Source organism: Nocardiopsis sp. FIRDI 009 (assembly GCF_003386285.1).
In the GTDB taxonomy this organism is placed as follows: domain Bacteria; phylum Actinomycetota; class Actinomycetes; order Streptosporangiales; family Streptosporangiaceae; genus Nocardiopsis.
This window is the reverse complement of sequence record NZ_QPNC01000008.1, coordinates 278,547-291,744: the sequence shown is the minus strand read 5'-3', so window position 1 is coordinate 291,744 and position 13,198 is coordinate 278,547. Positions and strand designations below refer to the sequence as shown.

Sequence of the window (13,198 nt, the reverse complement as noted above, 5' to 3'; positions counted from 1 at the left end):
AAGAGGCCCGATCGCCCATTTCCAGGCAACATCCACGACATTTTGTACAAAAAAGGGCTACTGGGGTGTCGTCAATGGTGGCCACCCGCGATGTTCCTCCGGTCACCGTTGTGAGAGGATTGCGTAACGGGTCAACCCCGTGAGAGGCGGCCGCGCAGTACTCGCATAGGAGTCCGGCGAAGAACGACCCTCCCGGAACGCACCTCCGGTCCGACGGGACCGGTGCCGTGGAGGCTCCCCTAGCACTCAAGACGTCTTCGCGCGTGGCCCCCGCCGCTATCAAGTCCGCCCTCGTCATGGCCGACGTCGGCGTACACGCGAAACCTGAGGGGTTTGAGAAGTTGTCCACTGATGCGCATACCCACGGCACGTCCACCGGCCTGGACCAGGATCCGGCCTTCGCCCTGCACCGCGGCGGCAAGCTGCACGTGACCTCCTCCGTCGACGTCAACGACCAGGCGAGCCTGTCCCTCGCCTACACGCCCGGTGTCGCCCGCGTGTGCGACGCCATCGCCGAGACACCGGAACTCGTCGAGACCTACACCTGGAAGAGCAACCTGGTCGCCGTCGTCACCGACGGCACCGCCGTGCTGGGGCTCGGCAACATCGGCCCCGAGGCGTCCCTGCCGGTCATGGAGGGCAAGTCGCTGCTGTTCAAGCAGTTCAGCGGGGTCGACTCCGTGCCGATCGCGCTGTCCTGCACCGACGTCGACGAGATCGTCGAGACGGTCGTGCGCATGGCCCCGTCCTTCGGCGGCATCAACCTGGAGGACATCTCCGCGCCGCGCTGCTTCGAGATCGAGCGCAGGCTGCGTGAGCGCCTGGACATCCCGGTCTTCCACGACGACCAGCACGGCACCGCCATCGTCGCCGTCGCCGCGCTGCGCAACGCCGCCCGCCTGACCGGCCGGACCCTCGGCGACCTGCGCGCGGTGGTCTCCGGCGCCGGTGCGGCCGGTGTCGCGGTCACCAAGATGCTCCTGGACGGCGGTATCGGCGACATCGCCGTGGCCGACTCCAAGGGCATGATCCACGAGGGCCGCGAGGGGCTGACCCCGGTCAAGCGGGAGCTGGCCGCCCTCACCAACAAGGCGGGCCTGGAGGGCTCGATCGAGAGCGCTCTGGAGGGCGCCGACGTCTTCATCGGCCTGTCGGCCGGTGAGGTGCCCGAGTCGGTCGTCGCCACGATGGCGGAGAACGCGATCGTCTTCGCGATGGCCAACCCGAACCCGGAGGTCCACCCGGACGTCGCCCGCAAGTACGCGAGCGTCGTGGCCACCGGGCGCAGCGACTTCCCCAACCAGATCAACAACGTCCTGGCCTTCCCCGGCGTGTTCCGGGGCGCGTTCGACGCGGGTGCCAGCGACATCACCGAGAACATGAAGCAGGCCGCCGCCACCGCGCTGGCCGACCTGGTCGGTGACGACCTGTCCGCCGACTACATCATCCCCGGCCCGTTCGACGAGCGGGTGGCCCCCGCCGTCGCGGCCGCCGTCGCCGCCCAGGCGCGCGAGGACGGCGTCGCCGGTAGGTGACGCGCGGGCACCCCACACGGGTGGGGCCCGGAGACACGCCCCCGCGGCGGCTCCGGGCCCCTCGTGCGTTCCCGGGGCTCTACGCGCCCCCGTCCCCGTCCTTGCCGTCCTTCCGGTTCCCGTCCGGGTCGGTCCCGGCGTCGTCCTGCTCGCTGACGGCGGTGCCCCAGGGGTCGGCGGCCGAGCCCCCGTCGACGGGCGGCATCGGTCGGGCCTGCGGCTCCTCGGCGCGGGGTTCCCCGGGACGGGCTTCCCCGGCGCGCTCACCGGCGGCGGAGTCCGTCGTGGCGCCGGTGGACGTTCCGGTGCCGGTCGTGTCGCCGGTCGCGGTGTCCGGGCCGGCCTTCGGCCCGTCCCCCTCGCTCTCCTCGGAGCGGTCGGCGGGCGGACCCCACCGGCGCATGTCCCGGCGGATCACCTCGACGGTGTCGTCCAGGATGCGCCGCAGGTCGGTGGCGGCGGCCTCACCGACGTGGCCCGCCTCCCGGACCACGTCGCGGACGCGCTCGGAGAAGTCGCGCAGGGCCTGGTCGAACTCCGGGGTGTGCGAGCGGTCGGAACCGCGTCCCCAGGCGGCGCCGAACGCGCCGCTGAACCCCTGGGCGAAGCGCTCCCACTCGCGGGCCCACGGGCCGCCGTCGCGGCAGCGCTCCCGCCGCTCCTCCTCGCGGCGCCCTTGGCCGGACGCCTCCTCGGTTCCCTCCGCGGCGGCGCCGGAGCGCGGTGCCTCCCGGGCGCCCCCGTCCGCCGGTCCGGCCTGCTCGCGCTCCTGTCGGGGCTCCCCGCCCTCCCGGGGCCCGGCGGACTCGGGGCCGGGGGCGGCGGTGGGTTCGGGCGCCGGACGGCGGGCGCCGCCGGAGGCGTATTTCAGCTCCTCGCGCAGCGAGCTGATGGTCGCGCGGACGTCCTGCTTGACCGCCCGGGCGATGTCGCGCACCGAGTCGGTGATCTCCCGCTCCAGGTCGTCCAGGTCGCCGCTGCGCTCACGCAGCTCCTGGCGCCCCTTGTCGGTGAGCCGGTAGACCTTGCGTCCGCCCTCCTCGGTGTGGGTGACCAGCCCCTCCTCCTCCAACCGCGCCAGGCGCGGGTAGATGGTGCCGGGGGAGGGGGAGTACACCCCCAGGAAGCGGTCGCGGAGCAGGCTGATGATCTCGTAGCCGTGACGCGGGCTCTCGTCCAGCAGTTTGAGCAGGTAGAGCCGTAGTCTGCCGTGGCCGAAGATGGTGCTCATTCAGGCCCCCTCGGGGATCGCCGCGGGTGTCGCGGGGGCGCGGCGCAGCAGCGCGGTGCGCGCCGACACCGTGTTGGTGGTGATGGACGCGGGGTCGACGCCGGGGCCGATCTTCCCGCTGAGGACGTTGCGGGCCGGGGCGCTGCGCCGGTCCAGGGAGAAGTCCGTGTCGAGCTTTCCGGTGATGGAACGCATCTCGACGGCCGCCGAGGTCTCGGCGGGGACGCGCAGGGCGATCTCGCCGGACACCGAGTTGAGGCGGACCCGCCCGGAGGGGGCGAGGTCGGTGTCGGCGAGGATCTGGCCGGAGGCGGTCTTGGCGTTGAAGTCCGAGAGCCGTCCGCCCGCGACGGCGAGCTGGCCGCTGACGCTGTTGAAGGTCAGCGATCCGGACGGGTTGCGGATCGCGGCCTGGCTGTTGGCGGTGGTGATGTCGGTCGCGCCGGAGGAGTCGTCGAGGGTGATCTCACCGGAGGCGGTCCGGATGCTGGTGCGGGCGCCCAGCCCGGCGCCGACGACGGGGGCGCTGACCGTGTTCACCTCCACCGGGCAGTCCGCGGGGATGCGCAGGTTCACGGTGGCCTTGCGGCCGCCCATGCCCTTGTAGCTGTTGAGCTGGATCGGCCGCAGCCGGTCGAGGAGACCCTGGCTGGTGAGGTCCTCGTAGTGGATGGTGAGGATCCCCGCCTCCTGGGTCACCAGGACGGGCTCGCCGACGATGTCGGTCACCTCGAAGGTGACCGGGTCGTCGGTGGGGAGGATGTTGACGTGACCGCCGATGATCCTGACCTTCAGCGCGACGATGCCGTCGAGTGTGTGGGTCATCGGCCTGTCGATGGTCCAACGTGCCATCGTGCACCCTTTCGCTCGCTCGATGGCTTCACGATATGTCGCGAGTGGGGCGAACTCAAGATATGTCGCGGATCTCGGGGGAGGTTCAGGGGAGCGTCGGGGGGACCCTGAGGCTCACTGGCGTCCTTTTTGTCATCTTTCAGGGGTTTCCTTGGAGGGTCGCCCGGTGATCCGGCCGGTGCGGACGACGATCCACCCAGGAAGTCCCCGAGAATGAACCATCCCCCGAACCCCGACCCCGTCCCGCTCAGGCAGGAGCCCTACCTCCTCCCACCGCCGCCGCAGCCCCGGCCCGGGGGAGGACCGCACCAGGCGCCGCCGGTGCGCACCGACCGGATGCCCCTCCCCCTGAGGTTCCTGCGCGTGCTGTGCGTCCTGAACGCGACCTTCACCCTGTTGTTGGTCCCCTACGTCTCATCCTGCTGCTGGTGTTGAACGACCCCGCCTACGCGTCCGGGACCTGGGCCGTCGAGTGGGGCATCTCGGCCCCCCGCCTCTGGCTCTGGGCGCTGGGATCGGCCCCCCTGGCCGTCCTCTACTGCGTGGCCGCGGCGCGGCTCGGCCGGGGCGGCCGGACCGCCCGCGACACCGTGCTCACCGCCCTGGCCCTGGACGCGGCCCTGGCGGTGGCCGACACCACGGTGCTGACCGCGACCGACCCGCTCGTGGAGGACTGGGTGACCGCGGTGGTCGCCTGGACCGTCGGCCTCGTGGTCAACCTGATCGTGCCCGCCTTCCTCCTCGTGCTGCTGTGGGTCCTGCAGTCCAGCCGGGACTGGCTCCGCGCGACCGACACCCTGTCCTGAGGTCCGAACACGCGAAGGGGCCCGGGTCGCGATGACCCGGGCCCCTTCCGCGTTCTCCGCCGCTACGGCCCTACTCGTCGTCCTCGTCGTCCAACCGGGCCAGCCAGGTGGCCAGGCGGTCGACGGGCGTCTCGAACTCGGGGTTGATGTCGGTGAACGCCCTCAGCTGCTCGGCGAGCCAGGCGAAGCTGACCTCCTCGTCGCCGCGGCGGTTCTCCAACTCCTCGATTCCGCGATCGGTGTAGTACACGACGCCTCACCCGTCCTAGTCGGCCGGCGGGAACACCGTGTCCACCAGGGCGCGCTGCTCGGCCTCGTGCCGCTTGGCCGAACCCGCCGCCGGGGCGGAGGAGGCCGGGCGCGAGATCCGGGTGAACGGACGGTCGAGCTGCTCGGAGAAGACCAGCGCCACGAACGGCCACGGGCCCATGTTCGCGGGCTCCTCCTGGACCCACAGGACCTCGCCCGCGTTCGGGAAGGACTTGAGCTGCTCCCGGATCTCCTCGATCGGCAGCGGGTAGAGCCGCTCCGCGCGGATGATCGCGGTGTGCTTGTCGCCGCTCTTGCGACGCGCCGCGTCCAGGTCGTAGTAGATCTTGCCGGAGCAGATCACCACGCGCCGCACCTTCTCCGGGGCGATGGTCTCGTCCCCGATCAGCGGCCGGAAGTGGCCCGAGGTGAAGTCGGCGGCGGCCGAGGTGGCGGCCTTCAGGCGCAGCAGCGACTTCGGGGTGAAGATCACCAGCGGGCGCTCCAGCGGCGACTTGGCCTGCCAACGCAGCAGGTGGAAGTAGCTCGCCGGCGTGGTCGGCATGGCGACCGTCATGTTCTCCTGCGCGCACAGCTGGAGGAAGCGCTCGATGCGGGCGGAGGAGTGGTCAGGCCCCTGGCCCTCGTAGCCGTGCGGCAGCAGCATGGTGACGCTGGAGCGCTGCCCCCACTTCTGCTCGCCCGCGCTGATGTACTCGTCGATGACGGTCTGGGCGCCGTTGACGAAGTCGCCGAACTGCGCCTCCCACATGACCAGCGCGTCCGGGCGGGTCAGCGAGTAGCCGTACTCGAAGCCCAGCGCCGCGTACTCGCTCAGCAGCGAGTCGTGCACGTGGAAGCGGGTGGTGCCGTTGTCGAACTGCTTCAGCGGCGTGTACGACTCACCGGTGTCGCGGTCCATCAGCGTGGCGTGCCGCTGGCCGAAGGTGCCACGGCGGCTGTCCTGGCCGATGAGGCGGACGGTGTGGTCGTCCAGCAGCAGCGACCCGAAGGCCAGCAGCTCACCGGTCGCCCAGTCGATCGCGTCGGTCTCGACCGCCTGCGCGCGGCGGGCGATCTGCGGCGCCAGCCGCGGGTGCGGCGTGAAGCCCTCGGGCAGGTTGACCTGCGTGTCGATGACCCGCTTGATGGTCTCGGAGCTGATCGCGGTCTCCACCGCGGAGTGGTCCAGCCGACCCTCGGTGAACACCTCGGGCTTGACCACCGAGCCGGGCTCGATCGGGTTCTTCTCGACCTCGCGGGTCTCGGTGAAGGCCCGCTCCAGCTCGTTCTGGTAGTCGCGCAGGGCCGACTCGGCCTCCTCCACCGTGATGTCGCCGCGGCCGATGAGGGCCTCGGTGTACAGCTTGCGGGTGGAGCGCTTGGAGTCGATGACGTCGTACATCAGCGGCTGGGTGAACGCGGGGTTGTCGCCCTCGTTGTGCCCGCGGCGCCGGTAGCAGACCAGGTCGATGACGACGTCCTTGTTGAACGCCTGCCGGTAGGCGAAGGCCAGGTGCGCGACCCGGACCACGGCCTCGGGGTCGTCCCCGTTGACGTGGAAGATCGGCGCCTGCACCATCCGCGCCACGTCGGTGGCGTACACGCTGGAACGGCTGTCCTTCGGCGAGGTGGTGAAGCCCACCTGGTTGTTCACGATGACGTGCACCGTGCCGCCGGTGCGGTAGCCGCGCAGCTGGGACAGGTTCAGGGTCTCGGCGACCACGCCCTGACCGGCGAACGCCGCGTCGCCGTGGATGAGGATCGGCAGCACCGTGAACCCGTGCGGACCCTTGTTGAGCAGGTCCTGCTTGGCACGGACGATGCCCTCGGCGACCGGGTCGACCGTCTCCAGGTGGGAGGGGTTGGCCGCCAGCGAGATGCGGATCTTGTCGCCGTCGGGGGTCTCGAAGACGCCCTCGGTGCCCAGGTGGTACTTGACGTCACCCGAACCGTGCGCGCTGCGCGGGTCCAGGTTGCCCTCGAACTCGCCGAAGATCTGGGCGTAGGACTTGCCGCAGATGTTGGCCAGGACGTTGAGCCGGCCGCGGTGGGCCATGCCGATGACGGCCTCGTCGAGCTCGGCCTTGGCGGCCTTGGAGATCACGCCGTCCAGCAGCGGGATCAGCGACTCGCCGCCCTCCAGGGAGAAGCGCTTCTGGCCGACGTACTTGGTCTGGAGGAAGGTCTCGAAGGCCTCGGCGCTGTTGAGCCGGTGCAGGATGCGCAGCTGCTCGTCGCGGTCGAGCTTCTCGTGCTCACGCTCGACGTGCGCCTGGATCCACTCCCGCTCCTCCGGGCTCTGGATGTGCATGTACTCGATACCCACCGTGCGGCAGTAGGTGTCGCGCAGCACGCCCAGCACGTCGCGGAGCTTCATGACCTGCTTGCCGCCGAAACCCCCGGTGGGGAAGGAGCGGTCCAGGTCCCACAGGGTCAGCCCGTGCTGGAGGACGTCCAGATCGGGGTGGCGGCGCACGTCGTGGTCGAGCGGGTTGGTGTCCGCCATCAGGTGGCCGCGCACGCGGTAGGCGTGGATCAGCTCCTGGACCCGGGTGGTCTTGTCGAGCTGGGTGGCCGTGTTGACGTGGATGTCCTGGACCCAGCGCACCGGCTCGTAGGGGATGCGCAGGGAGCGGAAGATCTCGTCGTAGAAACCGTCCTCGCCCAGCAGCAGCTGGTGGATCCGCTTGAGGAACTCACCGGACTGGGCGCCCTGGATGATGCGGTGGTCGTAGGTGGACGTCAGCGTCATGACCTTGCTGATGCCCAGCTCGCTCAGGGTGTCCTGGGAGGCACCCTGGAACTCGGCCGGGTACTCCATGGCGCCCACGCCGAGGATGGTGCCCTGGCCGGGCATCAGGCGCGGCACGGAGTGCACGGTGCCGATGCCGCCCGGGTTGGTCAGGCTGATCGTGGTGCCCTGGAAGTCGGCCACGCCCAGCTTGTTGTTGCGGGCCTTGCGGACCAGGTCCTCGTAGCCGCTCCAGAACTCGGTGAAGTCCATCTCGTCGGCGCCCTTGATGGAGGGCACGACGAGCTGGCGGGAGCCGTCGGGCTTGGGGAGGTCGATGGCCAGACCGAAGTTGACGTGCTCGGGCTTGGCCACACCCGGCTTGCCGTCGACCTCGACGTAGGAGTAGTTCATCTCCGGCATCGACTTGAGCGCCTTGACCATGGCGAAGCCGATGAGGTGGGTGAAGGAGACCTTCCCACCGCGCCCGCGGCGGAGATGGTTGTTGATGACGATGCGGTTGTCGAACAGGAGCTTGACCGGGACCGCGCGCACGCTGGTCGCGGTCGGCAGCGCCAGACTCGACTCCATGTTGGTCGCGGTCCGCGCGGGTGCGCCGCGCAGACGCTCCTGCTTGACCTGGAGCGCATCGTCGCTCTTGGGTTCGGCGGCCTTGGCGGCCTTCTTCGGCGCGGGGGCCTCGGGGGCCGCGGGGGCCTTGCTCTGGGCCTTGGCGGGCTTGGTGGCTCCTCCGCCCTTCGCACCGGAGTCCGCGGGCTTGTAGTCCGCGAAGAAGTTCCACCAGGCCTTGTCAACGGAGTTGGGGTCGGTCAAGTACTTCTGATAAAGGTCCTCGACCAACCACTCGTTGGGGCCGAAATCTGTCAGGGGTTGAGACGCCTCAGACGACACGGCGGAGATCGCCCACTTCCGCAGCTCGCTAGTGAATGTGTATGGAGACGGGTGGCTGCTGGCAAGGCGGGCTCAATGAACGCATGGGTGGTCCCCGTGGTCCGGGGAGTATCTGACCTGGCCAGCACTCGTCCTGGTCCCAGGCTACTTGTACCGCCCTCCAAGCGGGGAACGCGGGCGTTGTTGAAACTAGGAGATAGCTAACAATCTTTCACAGTCCCGTTGTCTCTGCGTGGTGAATCGTGGGCGGAGCGTGGTTGCTCTGTCGTGAATGTGCTGATTTGTGGGGATTTTCTGGCGGGGGTGGAGTGACCGAGTCCGGCCATACCGGATGTGGTGTGTCACACGCGTCCCACGACGACCACGGTCCGGAGGCGTCGGGCGGCTCCTTCCGCGCCCCCGGGGCCGTCCGGGGTCGCGAAACGCCGGTCATCGCCGCCACGGGTGTACGGATCTGTGCGCTCTCCGGCGTTTTCCCACGCGAGAGCCCTTCTCATGCCTACGATCTCGGTACGAACCGGGGACATACGCAGGGGGTGGGCACCGTGAGGGGGCTCGGGGAACTCGAAGCGGCCATCATGGACGCGCTGTGGCGGGCCGAGGAGCCGCTGTCCGTGCGCCGTGTCCGCGAGACCATGGTCTACGACCGGGAGGTCGCCTACACGACCGTCATGACCGTCGCCAACATCCTCTTCCACAAGGGGCTGCTGGACCGGGAGAAGGCGGGGCGCGCCTGGGTGTACTGGCCGCGTGAGACGCACGCCGAGTACACCGCGCGCGTCATGGACGAGGTGCTCAACGAGGGGCCGGACCCGGGCGCGACCCTGCTCAGCTTCGTGGAGCGGTTCAGCGACGAGGACATGGCCCGCTTCCACCGGCTGCTCGACCAGGCCCGGGGCCGCCGCGGCATCGCCAGCTGAACCGCGTCGCCGCCCCGTGTCCCCGGTCAGCGGCGGCGCAGGTTCCGCACGCTCGGAGAGGCGATCGCCGCCAGGGTCGCGGCCACCGTCAGGCTGGCCAGCAGCGCGACCGACGCCTGCGCGCCGATCCGCTCCGCCAACGGCCCCGCCACGAACGACCCCGCGGGCATCGCCACGAACGATCCCAGCGCGTCGTAGGAGTACACCCGCGACAGCCGGTCCGGGGGCACGTTCTCCTGGACGGACACCTCCCAGGCCACACCGAACTGCTCCACGGCCACGCCCGCCACGAACATCGCGGCCAGGAGCGGGAGCAGCGGGGCCTGGAGCGACAACGCGTACAGCGGCACGGTCTGCACCAGGATCAGCGCGACGCCGAACAGCAGCGCCCGGTTGGGCTGCCACCGGGCGGCCAGGGCGCCGCCGACCAGGAGCCCCACGGCGTTGACCGCCATGAGCAGGCCCCACTCCGTCCGGCCGAAGGCCGTGTCGGCGATCGCCGGGCCCAGGACGGACACCGACGCCGTCCACGAGGCGTTGACCACCATGAACTGCGCCACGACGATCCACACCCAGCGGCGGGCGGTGAACTCGCTCCACCCCTCCGCCAGGTCGCGCAGGACACCGGCGCCCTCCGCGCCCTCCGTGCCCTGCGGGCCCGTACCGTCCGGAACCCGGAGGAAGACGAAGGCCACTCCCGCCGCGGTGAACAGCGCCGCGTCCGCGGCGATCGCCCACCCGGCACCCGCCGCGCCCACGACCACGCCGCCCAGGGCCGCCCCGGCGAACATGCCCGTGTGCGTGCCGACCCGCAGCATCGCGTTGGCCGGGCGCAGCAGCCAGGGAGGGACGGTCTGCGGGGTCAGCGCCGCCGCGGCGGGGAGGTTGGCGGCGCCCGCCGCGCCGTTGAGCAGGCTCAGGCCGACCATGAGGGGCAGGGACGAGGCCCCGGTGAGCAGGGTCAGGGCCAGCAGGCCCTGGCTGCCGGCGGCGAGCGCGCAGCCGCCGCGCAGCACCAGTGACCGGGGGAGCCGGTCGGCGATCACCCCGCCCAGGAGCAGCAGGCACACGTTGGCCAGCGACCGGGCGCCCACCACCAGCCCCACGTTCACCAGGGAACCGGTCGTGTCCAGCACGGCGAAGGCCAGCGCCACCGAGGCCATCCCGTTGCCCAGGTACATCAGGGAGCGGCCGAGGGCCAGGGCACGAAACGCCGGATGCCGCAACGGGGAGAGGACACCCGTTCCCGACCGCCCGCCTCCCCCGCCGTCCGCCGACCGCCCCGCGGACGCCCGCGGGGCGGTGCCGTCTCCTCCCGTCACGCGCCGTGTCCCCCTCCCGACCGAACTCCCGACCGGAGCACGATGTCAGAGCGCGGGGAGGGGAGTCCACCGTTTTCTGCCTTCGGCGAAGACCGGTCCGGCCGGGGCGGCCGTCGGCTCAGCCGGGGGCGTCGGTCGCCCGGGGGTCGTAGGTCTCCCCGGTGATCGGGTTGGTGGCCAGACCGGTGGTGACGTCGTAGTCCACGTCCATCCCCAGGTCGGGGTCGTGCAGCAGGCCGGTCTCGGGGTTGCGGAGCAGACCCGAGACGGGGTCGATCTCCCAGCCGGTCACCGGGTCGATCTCCGGGGCGGCCGGCGGCTCCGTGGAGGGGGCGGCGGAGGGTTCGGGGGTGGCCCCCGGCTCGGCGCCGGTCTCGGGCGTCGGGTCCGCCTCGGGCTCGGACTCCTCCTGGATCTCCTGCTCCTCGGCGATGACCTCGCTGCGGCCGAGCTGGGACTCCGCGCCGCCCTCCGGGTCGAGCTGGCCCCAGCTCACCAGGGCCAGGATGAGGATGCCCAGGCCCACGCGGTAGTAGACGAACGGCATGAAGCTGTGGGTGGAGATGAACCTCATCAGCCAGGCGATGACGACGAAGCCGACGACGCCCGCGATGACCGTGCCCACGATGGTCGCCCCCCACCCGGCGTACTCGTCGCCGCCGATGTCGGTGAGCTTGTACAGGCCCGCGCCGAAGACCGCGGGCAGCGCCAGCAGGAAGGAGTACTCGGCGGCGTCCTTGCGGGTGAAGCCGAGCAGCATCCCGCCGGTGAGCGTGCCGCCCGAGCGGGAGACGCCAGGGATCAGCGCCAGCGACTGGAAGAGACCGAAGGTCAGGCCCCGGGAGATGGTGAGGTCCTCCAGGGTCCGGTGCTTGCGCGTGTACTTGTCGGCGAGGCCGAGGATGACGCCGAAGACGATCAGGTTCAGCGCGACCAGGCGCAGGTCGCGGAACACGCTGTCGATCTGCTCCTCCAGCAGCAGGCCCAGGACCACGATGGGGATCGAGCCCAGGATGACGTACCAGCCCATGCGGGCGTTGACGTCACCGCGCAGCTCTCGGACGAACAGCGACCTCGTCCACGTCGACAGGATCGCCCAGATACGTTGCCGGAAGTAGATCAGCACGGCCAGTTCCGTGCCGAGCTGGCTGACGGCGGTGAAGGCCGCGCCGGGGTCGGGCCAGCCGAACAGCGCCGACACCACGCGCAGGTGACCGCTGGAGGAGATCGGTAGGAATTCCGTCAGCCCTTGGACCAGGCCAAGGACGATCGCTTCGAACAGGGACATGTCGGTGGTCGCTCCGTGATGGAAGCCCTCGGCCGGAGGCAGCCGGGGCGCGCACGGCGAAGGGGCCGCGGCGGTATCTGGAAGGGGTGACCTGGGCAGCCTACCCAGAGTCGCGCGCGGCTCGTGTCACGGGCGGGACGAACCGGGACCCAACACCCAGCTGCGCCCCTCGGCGGCGAGCTTCTCCACGAGCGTGGCGCTGTCGTGCTCCTTGGCGAACAGGTGTTCCGGCCGGGTGATCGGCACGATCCACAGCCACCGCACCGGATCGCCCTGGAAGGTGAGCCCCGAGGTGTCCGGCGGCCGGTGGTCGGGCCGCGTCACCAGCGCGGACGGGTCCTCCAACAGCAGCACCGCCCCCGCGTCCCCGCGCATCGCACGGTCCTCGGGGTTGTCCAGCCACTTGACCGTGTGACCGGTTCCGAACCACGTCACCGCACGCCAGGGGAACGCGCCGATCCACCGGAAGATCCGTGCGGCCCGGTGCGCGGGCATCGTCGTGGCCAGTGCCAGTTCCACCCGGGCGTGCTGGGAGGTGTTGGCCATGTACCGGTCCAGCGTGGGCATGCGCTGCCCGCACATGCCCACGGTGGACAACACCGTGAACGGGCGCTCGGCGGTCGGCGGCCGCTCCGAGAGCCGCAGCAGCGGCGGGTGGCCGTCGGACACGTCCCAGTAGTGCCCGGGCGCGCCGAGGCGGCGGTTCAGGTGGCTGAGCACCGTGCGCTGCACACTCCGCCACGCACCCGCCGCCCGCCGCCAGTCCCAGTAGGCCTCGGCGTGCACCACCCGCGGCCACAGCTGGTCGCGCACCGAGTCCAGGTCCCAGGCGAAGGCGCTGCGTCCGATCGCCTCCCGGGCGTACCCGGGGAGCCCGCTGTCGGCCTCGGCCCAGCCGGGGATCACCGCGAGCAGCCCCTCCTCGTCGAGCAGGGCGACCCCGTCCCCCTCCTCGAACCACACGGCGCGCAGGCGCGCGGGGTCGAAGCGCGGACGTCCCTGCGGGTGCTTGGTGTAGGACTCGGGCATCAGCGGGGCGCGGCCCTCGAACAGGCCGCCCTCCTCGCCCGCCACCGGGGCGACGTCGTGGTTGGCCAGCCAGACGGGGACGCGGATTCGGCCGCGCGCGTCGAGCAGGTAGGCGGCCGTGGTGCGGGAGTCGCACTCGACGACGACCCGGCGGCTCTGGTAGGGGCTGACCTCGTCGAGCAGGACGTCGATCCCTGTCACCGGCCCTCCCACGCGCCGTACCCGTGTTGTCGCCCGCGTCCGGCGCCGAACCAGCCCGGTCCGTCCGGACAGTGCGTAGAATCGACGGTAGTGCCCTGACCGGCGGAGCCGCACCGCAA

At 71.0% G+C, this 13,198-nt stretch carries 11 protein-coding genes; 4 read left to right on the top strand and 7 right to left on the bottom strand.

Features of this window, described 5'->3' with window-relative positions:
• Positions 1-296: 296 nt before the first annotated feature.
• On the top strand, positions 297-1,535 hold the full coding sequence (locus tag DVR05_RS06355) for an NADP-dependent malic enzyme (RefSeq protein ID WP_369974506.1): 1,239 nt from the start codon (positions 297-299) through the stop codon (positions 1,533-1,535).
• A 79-nt stretch (positions 1,536-1,614) separates the two neighbouring features.
• Here the strand turns inward: DVR05_RS06355 and DVR05_RS06350 are convergent, their stop codons facing one another.
• Together DVR05_RS06350 and DVR05_RS06345 are read right to left on the bottom strand one after the other, a co-directional pair.
• Positions 1,615-2,766 carry a helix-turn-helix transcriptional regulator gene (locus tag DVR05_RS06350; protein ID WP_116244859.1) on the bottom strand — a complete coding sequence of 384 codons (1,152 nt, stop codon included), beginning with the start codon at positions 2,764-2,766 and terminating at the stop codon, positions 1,615-1,617.
• On the bottom strand, positions 2,767-3,618 hold the full coding sequence (locus tag DVR05_RS06345) for a DUF4097 family beta strand repeat-containing protein (protein ID WP_116244858.1): 852 nt from the start codon (positions 3,616-3,618) through the stop codon (positions 2,767-2,769).
• A gap of 213 nt (positions 3,619-3,831) precedes the next feature.
• On the opposite strand from DVR05_RS06345, the gene DVR05_RS06340 reads away from it, so the two are divergent.
• Together DVR05_RS06340 and DVR05_RS06335 are read left to right on the top strand one after the other, a co-directional pair.
• Positions 3,832-4,053: a hypothetical protein gene (locus DVR05_RS06340; protein ID WP_116244857.1), complete on the top strand. Its 222-nt coding sequence runs from the start codon at positions 3,832-3,834 to the stop codon at positions 4,051-4,053.
• Positions 4,047-4,424 (top strand): hypothetical protein, encoded by a 378-nt coding sequence (locus DVR05_RS06335; RefSeq protein WP_157982393.1) that lies wholly within the window; start codon positions 4,047-4,049, stop codon positions 4,422-4,424. Before DVR05_RS06340 ends, DVR05_RS06335 begins: the two co-directional genes overlap by 7 nt.
• 70 nt (positions 4,425-4,494) lie before the next feature.
• On the opposite strand, the gene DVR05_RS06330 is transcribed toward DVR05_RS06335, so the two are convergent.
• Both DVR05_RS06330 and DVR05_RS06325 read right to left on the bottom strand, forming a co-directional pair.
• Positions 4,495-4,674 carry a DUF6104 family protein gene (locus DVR05_RS06330; RefSeq protein WP_073704231.1) on the bottom strand — a complete coding sequence of 60 codons (180 nt, stop codon included), beginning with the start codon at positions 4,672-4,674 and terminating at the stop codon, positions 4,495-4,497.
• A gap of 15 nt (positions 4,675-4,689) precedes the next feature.
• Positions 4,690-8,319, bottom strand: a complete 3,630-nt coding sequence (locus tag DVR05_RS06325; RefSeq protein WP_116244855.1) for a multifunctional oxoglutarate decarboxylase/oxoglutarate dehydrogenase thiamine pyrophosphate-binding subunit/dihydrolipoyllysine-residue succinyltransferase subunit — start codon at positions 8,317-8,319, stop codon at positions 4,690-4,692.
• Positions 8,320-8,864: 545 nt separating this feature from the next.
• On the opposite strand from DVR05_RS06325, the gene DVR05_RS06320 reads away from it, so the two are divergent.
• Positions 8,865-9,239 (top strand): BlaI/MecI/CopY family transcriptional regulator, encoded by a 375-nt coding sequence (locus DVR05_RS06320; protein ID WP_116244949.1) that lies wholly within the window; start codon positions 8,865-8,867, stop codon positions 9,237-9,239.
• Between the two features lie 26 nt (positions 9,240-9,265).
• On the opposite strand, the gene DVR05_RS06315 is transcribed toward DVR05_RS06320, so the two are convergent.
• The 3 genes from DVR05_RS06315 to DVR05_RS06305 all read right to left on the bottom strand — a co-directional run bounded on the left by DVR05_RS06315 (position 9,266) and on the right by DVR05_RS06305 (position 13,079).
• Entirely contained in the window at positions 9,266-10,561 is a 1,296-nt protein-coding gene (locus tag DVR05_RS06315; protein ID WP_116244854.1) for an MFS transporter, read from the bottom strand.
• A gap of 118 nt (positions 10,562-10,679) precedes the next feature.
• Complete coding sequence (locus DVR05_RS06310; protein WP_116244853.1) at positions 10,680-11,849, bottom strand: undecaprenyl-diphosphate phosphatase; 1,170 nt, start codon at positions 11,847-11,849, stop codon at positions 10,680-10,682.
• A 126-nt stretch (positions 11,850-11,975) separates the two neighbouring features.
• Positions 11,976-13,079, bottom strand: coding sequence for a suppressor of fused domain protein (locus tag DVR05_RS06305; protein ID WP_116244852.1), 1,104 nt, complete (start codon positions 13,077-13,079; stop codon positions 11,976-11,978).
• Positions 13,080-13,198 lie beyond the last annotated feature (119 nt).

Bases quoted from the DNA above. Each gene is read 5' to 3' on its own strand.
- DVR05_RS06355 (WP_369974506.1), top strand. From the start codon at position 297: ATGGCCGACGTCGGCGTACACGCGAAACCTGAGGGGTTTGAGAAGTTG.
- DVR05_RS06350 (WP_116244859.1), bottom strand. From the start codon at position 2,766: ATGAGCACCATCTTCGGCCACGGCAGACTACGGCTCTACCTGCTCAAA.
- DVR05_RS06345 (WP_116244858.1), bottom strand. From the start codon at position 3,618: ATGGCACGTTGGACCATCGACAGGCCGATGACCCACACACTCGACGGC.
- DVR05_RS06340 (WP_116244857.1), top strand. From the start codon at position 3,832: ATGAACCATCCCCCGAACCCCGACCCCGTCCCGCTCAGGCAGGAGCCC.
- DVR05_RS06310 (WP_116244853.1), bottom strand. From the start codon at position 11,849: ATGTCCCTGTTCGAAGCGATCGTCCTTGGCCTGGTCCAAGGGCTGACG.